Raw genomic sequence first — 15,821 nt, 5'->3', positions numbered from 1 at the left:
TGATGCGGCGACGCGTCCAGCTCGTTACGCTTGACTGCGCACTTGTCATCGCTGAGGAAGGCAGCTTTCTCGCCGCTTCCCGACGCTTGGGGATCCACCATTCCGCTCTCAGCCGGCGCATCCGTGACCTCGAGCACTCGCTTGGCACCGCGCTTTTCGAACGTCACTCGGGCGGTGTCCGGCCAACCCTGGCCGGCGCGGGGCTCCTGCGCAACCTTCGTCGCGTTCTGGCCGACCTCGACGGGACACTCACCATGGCCAGGACTTCCCGGGGACTACAAGGCGGCAGCCTGGCGACCGGTCTGGAGGCGCCCATGCATGCCAGCGAGATTCTGGATGCAGTTACTGATGTCATTCGAAGCAGGCCGGATGTCAGCCTCCGCCTTGTGGAGACGAAACGCGGCGCTGCGCGCTCACCTTGATCTGGTATTGCGCCGGGCCGTGCTGAACGCCCTGTCCGTCATCATGAACCGGGCCAGCATCGGAGCGACCAGTTTTGCCGGATCGACCACCGTCTGTCCTGTCTCGCGACCCAGCACTTCGGCGTAGGCGACAAGATCGCGATGAACGGCGGCGGGAAGTTCTACCGTGATCTTGACTGGCCGATCATCCGGAATTGCGGAGAGCTTCAGCTTCGTCACGACGGGTCCCTTCCGTACGGCGCCAGCACAAGGTCGCTATTGACGATCACGCGAACCGGAAATCCAGGGCGTATCGTCAGCGTTGGCTGGACATCGAGCTGGCGGCCGACGATCTGCTGGCCAACATTGCTCATCGAATTCTGTGTGCTTTCGCGGATCGCCTTGGCGATGTCGCTCTCCCTGTCACTGGAACCGAGGCTGCTGCCAACGCCCAGCAATGTCGAAAGCGCAGCGGCGCGAAACAGCTGTCCCCAGTGATGATCGACCTCGTCTTCAAGCCCGGAAAATCCCTGAGCGTCCGAACCCTGCTGACGTTCGAGGACAATTGAACTGCCATCGGGCAAGATCAGCCTGTTCCAGACCAGCAGCACGCGTGACTGTCCGAACGCGACCTGGCTGTCGTACTGGCCGATGAGCTTCGCGCCCTGCGGTATCAGGAGGTACGATCCCGTCGGGCTGTCGTAAACATTTTCGGTGACCTGGGCGGTGATCTGACCGGGAAGGTCGGAACGGATCCCGGTGACGAGAGCAGCCGGAATGACCGTGCCAGCCTGCACGACGTAGGGGGAGGCCTTTTCGACGAGACGATCAGGACTGACGGTTCGGCGATCCGGTGCGGTGTTGACGAAGGCCAGTTTGCGATCCTGCATGTTTTGAGCGGTGCCTGGATCGAGCGCCGGGGGTTCGGTTGGGGGTAGCAAGCCCGACATGGTGTCCGCGACGGCATTTCCCGCACCCGTATCCTGCCGCACCCGCTTTCCCCGCGCATTGGTGTCGGTGAAGAGTTTCGCAACCCGCGCGGCCTCGATCTCCGCCAGGCGGCGCCGCTCCTCCGGATCGGCGCGCGGCGCACTCATGTTCGGCACCGCCACCGGCTGTCCACGCTCCTGCGCGCGCAGGATCGGCCGGCCGAGATCGCCGGGCAAAGGCGGGCCGAGTTTTGGCACACCGGAATAGTCCTTTGGCAGGGTTTGGAGCCCGTCGGCAGTGGTGCGGTTTTCAGTGGTGTAGAGTTCTGACGGCTCATCGTTGCCACGCCGCTTGGTGTCGAGCGCCCAGATCAGCGTACCAAGGATCACAGCGCTGGCCACTCCACCAAGACCGATCAGCACCTTGCGCGAAAGGCGCGTGACCCTGGCGGGCTCAGGCCTCAGACGCAGGTCGGCCCTGATGTCCACGTTAGGGGGATTTGCAACGTCGCTCATCGGAACAGCCCCGCGCGGCGCTGCGGTCTTTTCCCGTCAGTGCGCACGATTCTAACACGCTTCTCGCTCGTCTTGTCGCCAAGCCTCAGTTCAGCCGCGGCGAAGAGGCGGTCGACGACATAGTAGTTTTGCCGGGCGCGGTAGTTGACCAGTTCCGAGCTGCCCGATGGGCCGACGACGAAGAGCGGCGGCATCTCACCCTGACCGATACCGGACGGAAACTCGATGTAGACTTTTGCGCCGTCGTCGAAGGCGCGCAGCGGTTTCCACGGTGCCGCGTCGCCCTCGATGCGGTAACGAAAGTTGAGGTTCTGGATGTCGATGCCGGAAGCGACCGGCTGGGCTGCTGAAGCCTGCGCGTTCTGGCGCCGCAGCGCTATCAACTGATCCTGCGGATACTGCCACGACACAGAGGCCATGTAGGTCTTTTCGGTCGATCGCAGCTCGAGATGATAGGTGCGACGATCGCTGTTGATGACGAGATTGGTCTGGAGATCTGTCCGTGTCGGTTTGACGAGGATGTGGACCTGAAGTCGGTCCCCTGCCCCGCTCTGCGTATCGCCGATGATCCAGCGCACTGTATCGCCGGCGGCGACGGGCCCAGAGCCGACAAGTTGCTCGCCCGGCTGCAGCGCGATGTCGGTGACCTGGCCGGGTGCAGCATAGATCTGATAGAGAGCGCCTTCGCTCCAGGGATAAAGCTGGATCGCGTTGATAAAACCGTCGCGGACGGGCTGCATTCGTGCGGCCTCGTTCGCCTGGTTGATCCGCTGTTTCGGATCGGTCGGCTCCAGCTTGGCCTTCCTGGTCTCGACCGGCTTTAGCTGACCGGGCAGCGGAAGCGGTTTCGGCAGCTCCACCACTTTCACCGCTCCAGGCGGATCGAGCTTCTGCACGACAGGCATCGCATCGTCGTAGTTGATCTCCGGCGGGATGTATTTTCTCGAGGCGCAGCCGGCGAGCGCCGTCGCCGACAGCAGTGCCAGGACAAGCACCCGCGCCTTGGTCATGTTGCGGGTAGCATGTCCCCTTGCTTTTCCTGCTTGTATCGCGCGCTTCATGAAAGCTCCTTCGACCAGTTGATGGCGTTGATGTAGACGCCGAGCGGATTGGCCTTCAGGCGCTCGACATCGCGGGGTTGTTGAATGACGATGGTGAGGATGGCGGTCCAGCGCTCGGTGCTGGCCAGGCTGCCGTTCTCGTAGCGGCGCTCGATCCAGGCGACACGAAACGAGTCCGGCGAAGCACGGATGACGCTTGAGACCTCGACCGCGATTTGGATTTTGCCGACCTTGGCAAAAGGGTCGTTCAGGCGGGCATAGCCGTTCAGCGAGACGGCGCCGAGGTCGGTCGTGTAGTCGTAGGCACGCAGCCAGTTCTGGCGGACAATGACGGGATCGTCCGGGATGCTTCTCACCTGTTCGATGAAGCGGGCGAGATGCCATGCGATCTGCGGATCAGTCGGCCGATAGTTGGCGATAGCTGAAGCGACCACTTGCGCCTCGCCGAGCTTGTCGACCTGCACGACCCAGGGCACGATCGTGCCACGCGTCGACTGCCAGATCAGCGCGGCTGCGAAACCGCTTGCCAAAACCAGCCCGCCGAAGGCCATCAGCCGCCAGTTTTTCGCTTGCACGCGAGCCGCGCCGATGCGCTCATCCCAGACTTGCGCAGCACGTTGGTACGGCGTCTCCGGTTGAGACGTCGTTCCGTAACGAACGGAAGGTCGTTTGAAGAGGTTCATCGGCGGTCGTCCTGATTGAGGGAAACATTCATCGAGCCGCCGCCGTGATCGCCGGACCGGACGGAATGCGCGGCCATGCCCGCGCCATGGCTCATGGCCTGGCCGCGCTTCATGCGGTTGGCCCATGCGGGCGGCGATCCGGCGCCGGTTTCAGTTGTCGACGCACGCCCTGAAGCAGCAGCAGCTGCTGGCTGCTCCCCACCCGTCGCGGTCCATGCAGCCGAGCGGCCAGCCTGCTGGCTGGAAGACAGGGCTGAAGCCGCGCGCGACAGTGCCTGCTTCACCGGCTGAACGGCAGCGCCGGCACCAGCCTTGGCGACACCAGCCATGCCGGCGGCGATCGAGCCTGCGCCGCTCTGTGCGGATGTTGCAGCAGCGAGACCGTAAGCTGTCGCGGTGCTGCCGGCCAAATGCGCGCCGCCACGTGCAGCGGCCGCCGACATCCGCCCACCTACACTGAGCGCACTTGCGCCGCCGCTCAATCCGGCGCGGGCGCCCATGGCTCCAGCGGCACCAAGGCCGGCGGCAGCGAGGCTGGTGCCCACAGCAGCACCCGCGCCAAGCTGCGGTGCGCCGGAAACAAGACCCGCCGCGATGCCGGGACCGAAGATCGAAAGCCCCATCAGCGAAAGAGCACCGAGCACAAGTGACAGCGCATCCGTGATCGTCGGCTGTTCCGCGCCAAAACCTTGGGTGAATTCGCCGAAAAGGCCTGAGCCAATGCCGACGATCACTGCGAGGACAAGTATCTTCACGCCGGATGCGACGATGTTGCCGAGGACTTTCTCGGCGAGGAAGGCGGTCCGATTGAAGAGCGCGAAGGGGATCAGCACGAAGCCGGCAAGCGTCGTCAGCTTGAATTCAATCAACGTGACGAAGATCTGCACGGCCAGAATGAAAAAAGCGATCAACACGATCGCCCAGGCGATCATCAGCACGGCGATCTGAACAAAATTCTCGAAGAAGGAGACATAGCCCATCAATTGGCTGGCGGCCTTAAGGATCGGATTGCCTGCGTCGATACCGACCTGCGCGACGCGTCCCGGCTGCAGGAGTGCAGAACCGGAAAGTACTGATCCTCCAGCCTTCAGCCCAAGCCCTGAAAAACTCTCGAATACGATGCCGGCGAGACGATTGAAGTTGCCGATGATGAAGGCGAATAAGCCGATGTAGAGCGTCTTCTTTACCAACCGGTGCAGCACGTCCTCATCCGCGCCCCAGGCCCAGAACAGACCGGCGAGCGTTATGTCGATGACGATCAGCGTCGAAGTGAGAAAAGCGACTTCTCCGCCAAGAAGGCCGAACCCGGAATCGATGTAGCGGGTAAACGTCTCGAGGAAACGGTCGATAACGCCGGTGTCGTTCATGGCGCCACCGTGTTCGGGCGGCGTTGATCTTGCTCACCCAGGGGCATCGACGGCTGAAGGCGCAGGAGCCGGCTTTGGTCCTTCTCGACTGACGGAACTGCGTACGACGTTGCAGGCTGTGCCGGCCGAAGGAAACGCCGGCGGTTTTCCGCCCAGGCCTTCCTGCAGGCTTCGTCGGCGACAGCGGCCATGCCGATGTTCCGGCAACGCGCAAGTTCGACTGCTGCCGGCTCGCCGCCCGGAAGTGCGAAGCGCGGGGAGGACGCGTCCTGCGAGCCGTCGCCGCGCAACGCCATGAAGGCGGCGGTCATGGCGGCGCCAAGGGCGAGAACGGCTGTCATCCGGGCGGCGATCTTGAGATCCATGGTGACCAGCCTCAGTCGTGGAACATCTTCACGGATGACGGGCTGTAGCCGCTACCCGCCATGAACCGGCCGAACTGTTCTCGTGCTTGCTCCTGCGCGGCCGCCTTCCTCGCCTGCTCCAGCGCGTTGGCGCGGCCTTGTGCTGCCATCATCGCGGTGAGGTCGGCGACCTGTTTTGCCTGCACTGCGAGAAGCTGGTTGCCGGCCTGCGTCGCCTGAAGCACGCCGATGGCCGACTGGCTGGCGCCGACCAGCGTGCTCGTCTGTTCCTGTGTCCCCTCGATGTTGTCCACGGCAACGGCACCCGCCTTCAGCGAGTGCTCGAAGGCCGAAACCGATGTCTGCCAGCGTTCACGCGCGCCATCGACAAGCTGCTGGCTGGAGAGCTCCGAACCAAAACTCTCGTAGGTCGAGGTGAACTGGCTCTCGATGTCCTGGACGCTGTAGGCGAGTTTGTCCGCCTCGCCGAGCAGGCTCTTCATCTCGGAAAAATTGCCTTCGATCTGGCCAAGCAGCGATGTCGGTAGCGAGCTGAGGTTTTTCGCCTGGTTGATCAGCATCTGCGCTTCGTTCTGCAGCGAAGTGATCTGGTTCTGGATCTGCTCCAGGGCGCGAGCGGCCTGGAGAAGGTTCTGGCTGTAGTTGGTGGGATCAAAGACGATGAACGCCGACGCCGGCGCCGATGACAGCGCGATCGCGACGGTGATAACACTTGCTGCCGTCATGTGTCGAAAACGAAGATTGTTGCGAACAGAATTCATGATGGAATCTCCTTTGCGGATCGGTCGATGACATTGGTGAGATCGGGAACCAGGTCGGCGGCCCAGCCGAGACCGCGGTCGGTGAGCCAGGCCTCGAGGAAATGCTCTCGGCCGGCCTCAGTGATGATCCGATCAATGGCCGCCTGGTCGGACTTGGACGATGCGGCGCACAGCGCGAGCGCGATCGGACCGAGGCCCAGTTCGAACAGCCGGTTGCCGCGCCGCGACTGGCAGTAATAGTCACGCTTAGGCGTCGCCCGAGCGACGATCTCGATCTGGCGATCGTTGAGACCGAAGCGCCGGTAGATCTGGGTGATCTGCGGCTCGATCGCCCTCTCGTTAGGAAGGAACAGTCGCGTCGGACAGCTCTCGACGATGGCGGGCGCGATCCTGCTGCCGTCGATGTCGGAGAGCGATTGCGTAGCAAAGATGACGGAAGCGTTCTTCTTGCGAAGGGTTTTCAGCCATTCTCGGAGCTGATCGGCGAAGCCGCCATCGTCGAGCGCCAGCCAACCCTCATCGATGATCAGCAGCGTTGGCCGCCCGTCCATCCGCTGCTCAATCCGATGGAAGAGATAGGCAAGCACGGCGGGCGCCGCACCAGTACCGATCAGGCCTTCGGTCTCGAATGCCTGGACGGAAGCATCACCAAGACGCTCCTGCTCTGCGTCAAGCAGCCGGCCATAGGGACCGCCGATACAGTAAGGCCGGAGTGTCTGCTTCAGTGGCGAAGATTGCAGCAGGACCGACAGGCCGGTCAGCGTCCGTTCCTGAACCGGCGCGCTGGCCAGCGAGGTCAGCGCCGACCACAAATGTTCTTTCACCTCCGGCGTGACGGGAACGCCTTCTCGCACAAGAATATCGACGAGCCAGTCGGCCGCCCATGCACGCTCAGGTGTATGATGGATGCGGCCAAGCGGCTGTAGTAAAACGGCGTCGACGTCATCCGACAGGTCCGCCAAGGTGAGCAGAGCGAGCGGATCGTCCGGCCCTTGCCCGCTCGACGCATTGCCGCCGAGATTGTGCCAGTCGCCATCCATGGCGAGCATGGCAGCGCGGATCGAGCCGCCGAAGTCGAACGCAAAGATCTGGTTGTTCTCATAGCGACGGAACTGCAGAGCCATCATCGCCAACAGGACTGACTTGCCGGCGCCGGTCGGGCCAATGACGAGGGTGTGGCCGACATCGCCCACATGCAGGCTGAACCGGAATGGCGTCGCCCCTTCCGTCCGGGCGAAGAACAGTGGCGGGGCGCCAAAATGCTCGTCCTCGACAGGTCCCGCCCAGACCGCCGAAAGCGGGATCATGTGGGCGAGGTTCAGTGTCGACAGCGGCGGCTGGCGGACGTTCGCATATACGTGGCCAGGGATGCTGCCGAGCCATGCTTCAATGGCGTTGACGCCCTCGACGATTGCTGTGAAGTCCCTGCCCTGGATGATTTTTTCCACCAGCCGAAGCTTCTCGTCGGCGATTGACGGATCGGCATCCCACACCGTCACCGTTGCGGTGACATAGGCCTGGCCGATCTGGTCGGAGCCGAGGTCCTGAAGGGCGGCGTCAGCATCGGCCGCCTTGTTGGCGGCGTCGGTGTCCAAAAGAACGGATGCCTCGTTGGTCATCACCTCCTTGAGGATGGCGGCGACCGACTTGCGCTTGGCGAACCATTGCCGCCGGATCCTCGTCAGCAGGCGCCTGGCGTCTGTCTTGTCGAGCATGATCGCCCGCGTCGACCAGCGATAGGGGAAGGCAAGCCGATTGAGATCGTCGAGGATCCCCGGAAAGGTTGTCGTCGGGAACCCAATGATGGTGAGGGTCCGCAGATGGAAGTCGCCGAGCCTCGGTTCCAATCCACCCGCAAGCGGCTGATCGACCAATAGCGCATCGAGATGCATCGGCGTCTCAGGCACGCGGACCCGATGCCGCTTCGTGGAAATGCAGGAATGCAGGTAGGTCAGAGTCTCGGCGTCGTCGAGCCATGCTGCTTCGGGAACAAAACCTTCGACCAAGTTCAACACCCGGTCGGTGCGGTCCACAAAACCCTTCAGGAGTTCCCACGGATCGACGCCGCTCTTCTCCCGACCTTCGTACAGCCAGCTCTCGATGCGAGAAGCTTCCTCGGCCGGCGGCGTCCAAGCGAAGGTGAGAAAGTAGCTGCTCTCGAACAGCTCCCCGTTCGGCCGGCGACCGCCCCACGGGGACGATTCCTGGTCGACCTTACCCTCGAACTGTTCTCGACGTTCGAGATCGAGCAGTGCCGACGCGCTGTCGGGGAAGAGACCTTCTGGATAGTGCTGCGCGGCAAGCCGAACGGCTTCGACGAAGATCGCCCAGCCGGAGCCGAGACGGCGCAACGCGCTGTTCAGCCGCGCCGTCGTGCCGACCAGTTCCGCCGGCGTCGCACTGTCGAGATCGGGACCGCGAAAGCGGGCAGTCCTCTGGAAGGAGCCGTCTTTGTTCAATACAACGCCCGGCGCGACCAGCGCAGCCCAGGGCAGATAGTCGGCGAGGTTCGATGAGCGTTTGCGGTATTCGGCGAGGTTCATCATGGGCAAAGCCTCTCAGCAGCCAAAATGTGCGGGATAGCGCAGGTGGCGACGAACCACGTCGATGAACTGCGCATCGCGCTTGGCTGCCCAGGCAGCCGCGAAATGGCCAATCGCCCAGATTACGAGACCTGCGATCCAGAGGCGGAGGCCAAGCCCAACCGCACCGGCCAGCGTGCCGTTGGCGATGGCGACCGCGCGTGGCGCGCCACCGAGCAGGATCGGTTCGGTAAGTGCGCGATGCACCGGCGCGAAGAAGCCGCGGATGTCTTCGTCTTCCAGCAGGGAGCCCGCCATCAGATCAGCGCCCCGCCGCCGAAGGAGAAGAACGACAGAAAGAACGAGCTCGCCGCGAAGGCGATCGACAGTCCGAACACGATCTGGATCAGCCGGCGGAATCCGCCCGACGTGTCGCCGAACGCAAGCGACAACCCGGTGACGATGATAATGATCACCGCCACGATCTTGGCGACCGGTCCCTCGACAGATTCGAGGATTTGTTGAAGCGGCTGCTCCCACGGCATGGAAGAACCTGCCGCGTGAGCGGGCGCGATCATCATGGCCGCGACCGCAGCAGTCGCCGTGGCCAGCGGGGGCACCGCACCGAGTTTGTGGATGGATGACGAAGTGAAGCGGATCAGATTCATTCTGGAACTCCATGGAGAACTGGGGATTCGCGATTGGTGTCGTGCTTGGCCTCGATCATGCGATAGTCGCCGCTGGCAGGATCGAGCCCGTCAACGAGCGCAATCTCGACAAGGCGGCGGGCCGAACCGCGGCCAGCGAGGACCGCGATGAGGTCGATGGTCTCTGCAATCAGCGCGCGTGGGACTGTGACGACGGCCTCCTGCACGAGCTGCTCAAGTCGACGCAGCGTGCCGAGGGTTGTGCTGGCGTGAATTGTGCCGATGCCACCTGGATGACCGGTGCCCCAGGCCTTCAGGAGATCGAGGGCCTCCGCGCCGCGCACCTCGCCGATCGGGATACGATCGGGACGCAGGCGAAGGGACGACTTCACCAGATCGGAGAGCGAGGCGACGCCGTCCTTGGTGCGGAGCGCCACGAGGTTCGGGGCGGCGCATTGCAGCTCGCGCGTGTCCTCGATGAGCACGACGCGATCGGCGGTTTTGGCGACCTCCGCCAGCAGTGCATTGACCAGCGTGGTCTTGCCCGTCGACGTACCGCCGGCAACCAGCACGTTCTTTCGCTTTTCGACGGCAAGCCGCAGCACTTCGGCCTGGCTGTCAGTCATGATGCCGGAGGCGACATAATCTCCAAGCGTGAACACGGCGACGGCGGGCTTACGGATGGCGAAGGTCGGTGCGGCGACAACAGGTGGCAACAGACCCTCGAACCGTTCGCCCGTTTCCGGCAGTTCGGCCGATACACGAGGGCGCCCCGCATGCACCTCCGCACCGACATGGTGCGCGACCAGCCGGACGATCCGCTCGCCATCGGCCGGGATCAGGATTTCATCGGTAGCGACAAGCCCTTCCTTCAACCGGTCGACCCACAGGCGCCCGTCCGGGTTGAGCATCACCTCGACGATATCAGGGTCTTCAAGAAAGCCGGCAATGGCTGGACCAAGCGCCGTGCGCAGCATGCGCGCGCCGCGGGACACCGCTTCCCTGCCGGGATGATGATTGGTTGCCACGATGATCCCCATTCCTCGCGGCGAGTTGGTCCGTGCCGCTGTCGGGGATGATTAGAAGAGGCAGAAATATCAGCCTTGCAACAAGCAAAACCGGCGATCGTGATGCGACGTGCAGAGACTTGCAAAATGCGGTGCGGCTGAAATGGCGAGCTCGGCTCAGGCCTAACCCGGAGGCAAGTCATCCGCGTCGCCTGGCAATGCCGCAGGCACGTCCTCGGCGATTTCCTGCCGGAGCTTCGGTCCTTTGCTCAGCCTGCGACCGAGTGCGTCGACAAAACCATCATAGCGCTGCAGGCCCTTCGCGCGAGCTTCGGCCTGGGCGGATTCCGGCAAAGCCGGAGTCGAGGTGAGCCAGAAGCGGACGAATAGCGCCAGCGTCTCGATGGCGATGCCGACGTCGCGCTCGACGCGCTGCACGCGCCGGTCGATCTGGTCTAGGCGTCGGGTGATCGCCGCTTCCTTTCGCTCGTCGGCGTCCGGCGAAAGCAAGGAGGCGATTGCAGCCTCGGCGATCAGCGACAGTGAGACGTCCCGCCGTGCGGCGTAGTCGGCGAGCGCGTTCATCACGTCTGGATCGAGATAGGCCGAGAGCCGTTTCTTCTTCGGGTTCTTCACAACTGAATGCCGTCATTGGGATCAAGGGCGGCCTGCCGTGCGGCGCGCCGCATGACCTGGTCGACCGAGCGCCGACGGACAGCGTCGTCGTCAGGTTCGTCCCGGTCAAGGTCGAACTCATCGTCGTGCTGTGTTGTTCGCTCCGGCGCGATGTCCTCGTGTTCGGGAATCTCGGGCTGGCGGCGTATGCCGCCATTTGCCGGATCCTCGTCCTGTAGACCCATGGAGGGCTTCGGTTGCTGAGGATTGTCTTCCGACGCCGGAAGGACTGTTGTGCCGGTCCAGTCGTCGGGTTGCGACATTCCCTGGGCCGTTTCTGGCTTCCCCTGGGCCGTTTCTGGCTTCGGTGGCGGCAGCACACGCTCGGCAAGGCGCGGATCGGCAAAGTACCGCGCCTTCTTCGCCCGGATCGGGAACAGGCCTGACACCATGATGATGGCATCGGTCGGCGGAAGTTGCATGATCTCGCCCGGAGTCATCAGGGCGCGCGCCGTCTCCTGCCGCGACACCATTAGATGCCCGAGCCATGGCGACAACCTGTGCCCGGCATAGTTCTTCATGGCTCGCATCTCGGTTCCTGTTCCCAGCGAGTCCGACACGCGCTTGGCCGTCCGTTCGTCATTGGTGGCAAAGCTCACCCGCACATGACAATTATCGAGGATGGAATTGTTCGGCCCATAGGCCTTTTCGATCTGGTTGAGCGACTGCGCGATCAGAAAGCTCTTGATGCCGTAGCCCGCCATGAATGCCAGCGCGCTTTCGAAAAAATCGAGACGGCCGAGCGCCGGGAACTCGTCGAGCATCATCAGCAGGCGCTGGCGATGATCCTTCGCATGGAGATCTTCCGTCAATCTGCGGCCGATCTGGTTGAGCACGAGGCGGATGAGCGGTTTTGTGCGACTGATGTCTGACGGCGGCACGACCAGATAGAGTGTCGTTGGCCGCACGCCCTCGACCAAGTCGGTTATGCGCCAATCGCAACGAGACGTCACCTTGGCCACAACCGGATCGCGGTAGACACCCAAAAAGCTCATGGCGGTCGAGAGTACCCCGGACCGCTCATTCTCCGACTTATTGAGCAGCTCCCGCGCAGCCGATGCCACGACCGGATGCGGGCCGCCCTCGCCAAGATGCCGCGTCAGCATCATGGTGCGTAGCGTCGTTTCGATCGGTCGTTGCGGATCGGAGAGGAAGTTCGCAACGCCGGCGAGCGTCTTGTCCTTCTCTGCATAGAGAACATGCAGGATGGCGCCGACCAGGAGTGCGTGACTGGTCTTTTCCCAATGGTTCCGACGTTCCAACGACCCCTCGGGATCAACGAGCACGTCGGCCACGTTCTGCACATCTCGCACTTCCCATTCGCCTCGCCGGACTTCCAGCAGGGGATTGTAGGCAGCCGATGCGGGATTGGTCGGATCGAACAGCAGCGCGCGGCCAAAGCGCGACCGCCATCCGGCCGTCAGTTCCCAGTTCTCACCCTTGATGTCGTGGACGATCGCCGAGCCCGGCCAGGTCAGCAGGGACGGCACGACGAGGCCGACACCCTTGCCGCTTCGTGTCGGCGCGAAGCACAGAACGTGTTCAGGACCGTCGTGACGGAGATAGTCGAGGTCGAGTTTTCCAAGCACAACGCCATCCGGACCGACCATGCCCTCGGCTTGGATCTCCTTGCGCGTCGCCCAGCGTGCCGAACCATAGGTGGCTGCGTTCTCCGCCTCCCGTGCCCGCCACACCGACATCCCGATGGCCACAGCGATCGGAATGAAGCTGCCACTCACCGCGATCAGCGCACCCTCCAGGAAAATCTCTGGCGCATAGGCGTCGTAGAAAAACCACCACCAGAAAAATGCGGGGGGCGGATAGACGGACAGGCCGGCAAGCTCGAACCACGGCAAGCCCAACTGCGGCTGGAAGCCGAGCCGCCATGCGGTCCACTGTGTCGCGCACCATGTCGTGGCGAGCACGATCAGAAGGACGGTGAGGACTTGACCCCACAATATCTTGGTCGCCGGCACTTCTCTTCTCCGAGACTGATCAATCCGGAGCAGATAGAGAATGTCGCGTTTCCGGATATGCAAGAACTAAGGGCCGGTTGGGACAACACGGCGTAGCCAGACTTGGAGAGACTTGTTGGATGCGGTGCTGGGGTTTTTGCGGAGCCAAATCCGCGTTGGGAAATAGGTGCAAGTTCAAAGTTTGACAGAAAATAGACATTCGCATCGCGGCATAAGAGCATCCGCACTGGGTCGGAGGCAGGCTCTCCTGAATTTATCCAGAAGGCCTGAACGCAATCAGCCCAAGCTAGGCCGATTTCGATTGGGTGGTTCGAGCGAGACTCCGCGCCAACGCCTCTCCGTCGACTTGGTTGTGTTTACCGGACAAACGGCCGGCGGTCTCCGCATCGCCCGACAGTATTGCCTCGACGATGGGCTGATGGATAGGGATCATGTCGGCGAAAAGGTCGACATGCATGGATTCGGTCAGCGCCATGAACAGCCGTATCTGCGCCTCGAGAAGTCCGTACGTCTGGATCAGGCGCTTGTGCTTGGACATGTCTACGACAAGCCTGTGGAAGGACAGGTCGAGCGTCATGCAGGCTGCCCGGTCACGCTTTTTCACAGCGGCCTGCATTTCCGTCATGAGCTTTCGCAGCGCATCTTTTTCCGCCTTGGTGGCATTGTGGGCGGCCAGGCTGGCTCCCAGCGCCTCCAGAGCATCTCGCAACGTGCACAGTTCCAACGCGTCGTTGGGGTCCATGGCAGAGACAAATATCCCCCTGCGTGGCCTCAACTCTACAAGCCCTTCGCCTTGCAGATGTCTTAGCGCCGATCGGATCGTGCCGTTGCTCACCTCGAACTCGCGTGCGAAATCGGCTTCGACCAGATGTGCACCCGCGCTGAGCAGGCCACTCAGGATTTTCTCGCGAATGCCGTCGGCGACGACAACGTCCAGCCCCGGCCGATCTGCCGCGATTGTGCGAACCATGATGCCCTTTTTCAATATTGCTGATTATGAATAATCAATGATACGGGCACAGGCAAGGCCGGTTGGCCCCGTCGCCGCGATCGATCGTTCAGTTCACACCCATCAGTTCGGGCAGCCATAAAACGGTCTGCGGCACATAGGTGATGACGCCGAGAACCACCAGCATGATGCCGATCATCGGCAGGCTCTCCCAGACCACCTCCTTCATCGGAGCCCGCGAAATGGCCTGGGTGATGAGCAGGTTGAGGCCGATCGGCGGATGGATGAGACCGATCATCAGATTGAGAACCACGACGAGCCCGAAATGGGTGGGATCGACGCCGAAGCTGAGAGCGGCAGGCAGGAAAATCGGCACCAGTATGATCGTCGCCGGGGTCGAGTCCAGGAAGATACCCGCGATCAGGAAAACCACGTTGACGATGAGCAAGAATTCGATCGGCCCGAGCTTGCTGTCATGCAATGCCGACTGGATGTCTTTTGGAATTCCATGGATGACGATCAGATAGGCAACAAATGAACTCACGCCAACGACCAGCATGATGTTGGCAGTCTGCAGGGCAGCATCGGTGAGCATCCCCGGCAGCTGCCGCCATTTGAACTCGCGGTGGATCACCCAACCGACGAAGATGGCGTAGAACACCAGAACCGCGCCGAGTTCGGTGACCGTGAACAAGCCGCCCTTGGCGCCCACCATCAGCAAGATCGGCATGCTCAAAGCCCAGGCGCTGACGCGAAGCTTGGAACCCAGTTCCGACCAAGCCATGCTGCCGCGCGACGACAGGTTCTGACGGCGGGCCACATAGAGAACGTAAGCCGTCAGCACCGCGGCAATGATCAGGCCGGGAATATAGGCCGCGACGAAAAGACGGGTGATCGAGACCTGGGCTATCACCCCGTAGATGACCAAGGGAATGCTGGGCGGGATGATGGGACCGATGATCGCAGCACCTGCCGTGAACGCGGCCGCGAAGGCGCCGGAATAGCCCTCCTTCTTCATTTCCGGAATGAGCAAAGCCCCGCTCGCGGCGGCGTCGGCGACAGCCGACCCGGATATTCCCGCGAGAAAGACGTTGGTTCCGACGTTGACGATGCCGGAACTGCCACGCACCCTGCCGAGCGCACCGGCGAACAGGTCTATGACCCGGGTGGTGACGCCGCCACTGTTCATCACCGACGCCGCCAGGATGAAAAACGGGATCGCCAGCAGGGGAAACGAATCCATGCCGTTGACCACCTTCTGGGCGAACAGGAAGCCGGGCATGCCCCAGATTTGGATGACGACGAGCGCTGCGAGCGCCATGGCAATGGCGATCGGGACCGCGAACATGGTCAGCGCGAAAAATACGATCGAAAGCGTTGCGAGCATTACCATTGTCACAATCCCTTGTGAGCGTAAGCGACGGAATCGTCGACTTCTTCGATGGCGGCAGCGCCGCAAACCAGGCGTTCGATGATGAAGAACAGACCGCAAACGCTGAACACGATGGGCGGCATGTAGAACCACCGGTACGAAAGGCCGGTGGCCGGTGCTATCTTGAGTTTCACGACATCGATGAGCTGCGCGGCGTAGATGGCGAACGCCACCAGGAGTATGGCGGTGAGAATGTCGATGCCGATGCCGAGACTATTCGAAAGCCGCCCGCTCAGCCGGCCATGCATGAAATCAATGACGATCAACTTGCGCTGACTGACCAGGACAGCGGCGCCGATGAACACCAGCCAGATGAGAAGTATCCTGCACAGTTCGGCCAACTCGAAGGTCGAACTGTGGGTGATGTAGCGGGCGAGGACCTGGACAAAGACGAGTACGATAATGACGCCGAGAAGCGCAGCCAGCGCGTGGCACAACACCGATCTCAAAACGTCGCCGAGCCGGCGCAACATGTTCGACATGATTTCCTCCGATGGACGGTGCCCGCCCGATGAAGGGCGGGCATTGAT

Annotated in this window: 17 protein-coding genes; 1 reads left to right on the top strand and 16 read right to left on the bottom strand. The window is 62.3% G+C overall.

Annotated features, from left to right (window positions below):
- Positions 1-2: 2 nt before the first annotated feature.
- Complete coding sequence (locus tag NKI61_RS10990) at positions 3-422, top strand: LysR family transcriptional regulator (RefSeq protein WP_352839482.1); 420 nt, start codon at positions 3-5, stop codon at positions 420-422.
- Here NKI61_RS10990 and NKI61_RS10985 read toward each other — a convergent pair.
- The 16 genes from NKI61_RS10985 to NKI61_RS10910 form a co-directional block, all read right to left on the bottom strand.
- Entirely contained in the window at positions 414-641 is a 228-nt protein-coding gene (locus NKI61_RS10985) for a DUF2274 domain-containing protein (RefSeq protein ID WP_352839479.1), read from the bottom strand. The two genes, NKI61_RS10990 and NKI61_RS10985, sit on opposite strands and share 9 nt — an antisense overlap.
- Positions 638-1,846 carry a TraB/TrbI/VirB10 family type IV secretion system protein gene (locus NKI61_RS10980; RefSeq protein ID WP_352839477.1) on the bottom strand — a complete coding sequence of 403 codons (1,209 nt, stop codon included), beginning with the start codon at positions 1,844-1,846 and terminating at the stop codon, positions 638-640. The genes NKI61_RS10985 and NKI61_RS10980 overlap by 4 nt, the downstream gene beginning before the upstream one ends.
- The gene (gene trbG, locus NKI61_RS10975; RefSeq protein ID WP_352839519.1) at positions 1,843-2,856 is read right to left on the bottom strand and encodes a P-type conjugative transfer protein TrbG; all 1,014 of its coding nucleotides are present in this window, start codon (positions 2,854-2,856) and stop codon (positions 1,843-1,845) included. The genes NKI61_RS10980 and trbG overlap by 4 nt, the downstream gene beginning before the upstream one ends.
- Positions 2,857-2,903: 47 nt before the next feature.
- On the bottom strand, positions 2,904-3,590 hold the full coding sequence (gene trbF, locus NKI61_RS10970) for a conjugal transfer protein TrbF (RefSeq protein ID WP_352839474.1): 687 nt from the start codon (positions 3,588-3,590) through the stop codon (positions 2,904-2,906).
- Complete coding sequence (gene trbL / locus NKI61_RS10965; protein ID WP_352839472.1) at positions 3,587-4,957, bottom strand: P-type conjugative transfer protein TrbL; 1,371 nt, start codon at positions 4,955-4,957, stop codon at positions 3,587-3,589. The genes trbF and trbL overlap by 4 nt, the downstream gene beginning before the upstream one ends.
- Positions 4,954-5,322, bottom strand: a complete 369-nt coding sequence (gene trbK-alt, locus NKI61_RS10960; RefSeq protein WP_352839470.1) for a putative entry exclusion protein TrbK-alt — start codon at positions 5,320-5,322, stop codon at positions 4,954-4,956. Before trbK-alt ends, trbL begins: the two co-directional genes overlap by 4 nt.
- An 11-nt stretch (positions 5,323-5,333) precedes the next feature.
- Complete coding sequence (gene trbJ / locus NKI61_RS10955; RefSeq protein ID WP_352839516.1) at positions 5,334-6,047, bottom strand: P-type conjugative transfer protein TrbJ; 714 nt, start codon at positions 6,045-6,047, stop codon at positions 5,334-5,336.
- A 32-nt stretch (positions 6,048-6,079) separates the two neighbouring features.
- Positions 6,080-8,629: a conjugal transfer protein TrbE gene (gene trbE / locus NKI61_RS10950; protein ID WP_352839469.1), complete on the bottom strand. Its 2,550-nt coding sequence runs from the start codon at positions 8,627-8,629 to the stop codon at positions 6,080-6,082.
- Positions 8,630-8,641: 12 nt separating this feature from the next.
- Positions 8,642-8,923, bottom strand: a complete 282-nt coding sequence (locus tag NKI61_RS10945) for a VirB3 family type IV secretion system protein (protein ID WP_352839467.1) — start codon at positions 8,921-8,923, stop codon at positions 8,642-8,644.
- Positions 8,923-9,186, bottom strand: coding sequence for a TrbC/VirB2 family type IV secretion system protein (locus NKI61_RS10940; protein WP_245276638.1), 264 nt, complete (start codon positions 9,184-9,186; stop codon positions 8,923-8,925). Before NKI61_RS10940 ends, NKI61_RS10945 begins: the two co-directional genes overlap by 1 nt.
- A gap of 83 nt (positions 9,187-9,269) precedes the next feature.
- Entirely contained in the window at positions 9,270-10,229 is a 960-nt protein-coding gene (gene trbB / locus NKI61_RS10935) for a P-type conjugative transfer ATPase TrbB (protein ID WP_352839513.1), read from the bottom strand.
- Between the two features lie 213 nt (positions 10,230-10,442).
- A complete protein-coding gene (locus NKI61_RS10930) occupies positions 10,443-10,844 on the bottom strand; it encodes a CopG family transcriptional regulator (RefSeq protein ID WP_352839512.1) in 402 nt (133 codons plus the stop codon).
- Positions 10,845-10,891: 47 nt separating this feature from the next.
- Positions 10,892-12,910: a conjugal transfer protein TraG gene (locus tag NKI61_RS10925; protein ID WP_352839465.1), complete on the bottom strand. Its 2,019-nt coding sequence runs from the start codon at positions 12,908-12,910 to the stop codon at positions 10,892-10,894.
- A gap of 286 nt (positions 12,911-13,196) precedes the next feature.
- Complete coding sequence (locus NKI61_RS10920) at positions 13,197-13,895, bottom strand: GntR family transcriptional regulator (protein ID WP_352839463.1); 699 nt, start codon at positions 13,893-13,895, stop codon at positions 13,197-13,199.
- Between the two features lie 73 nt (positions 13,896-13,968).
- A complete protein-coding gene (locus tag NKI61_RS10915; RefSeq protein WP_352839460.1) occupies positions 13,969-15,252 on the bottom strand; it encodes a TRAP transporter large permease in 1,284 nt (427 codons plus the stop codon).
- Positions 15,253-15,254: 2 nt separating this feature from the next.
- On the bottom strand, positions 15,255-15,773 hold the full coding sequence (locus NKI61_RS10910; protein ID WP_352839457.1) for a TRAP transporter small permease: 519 nt from the start codon (positions 15,771-15,773) through the stop codon (positions 15,255-15,257).
- Positions 15,774-15,821 lie beyond the last annotated feature (48 nt).

Origin of the sequence: Mesorhizobium sp. M0514 (assembly GCF_040321145.1) — a bacterium.
GTDB lineage: Bacteria > Pseudomonadota > Alphaproteobacteria > Rhizobiales > Rhizobiaceae > Mesorhizobium.
This window is presented reverse-complemented; position numbering and strand designations above follow the sequence as displayed.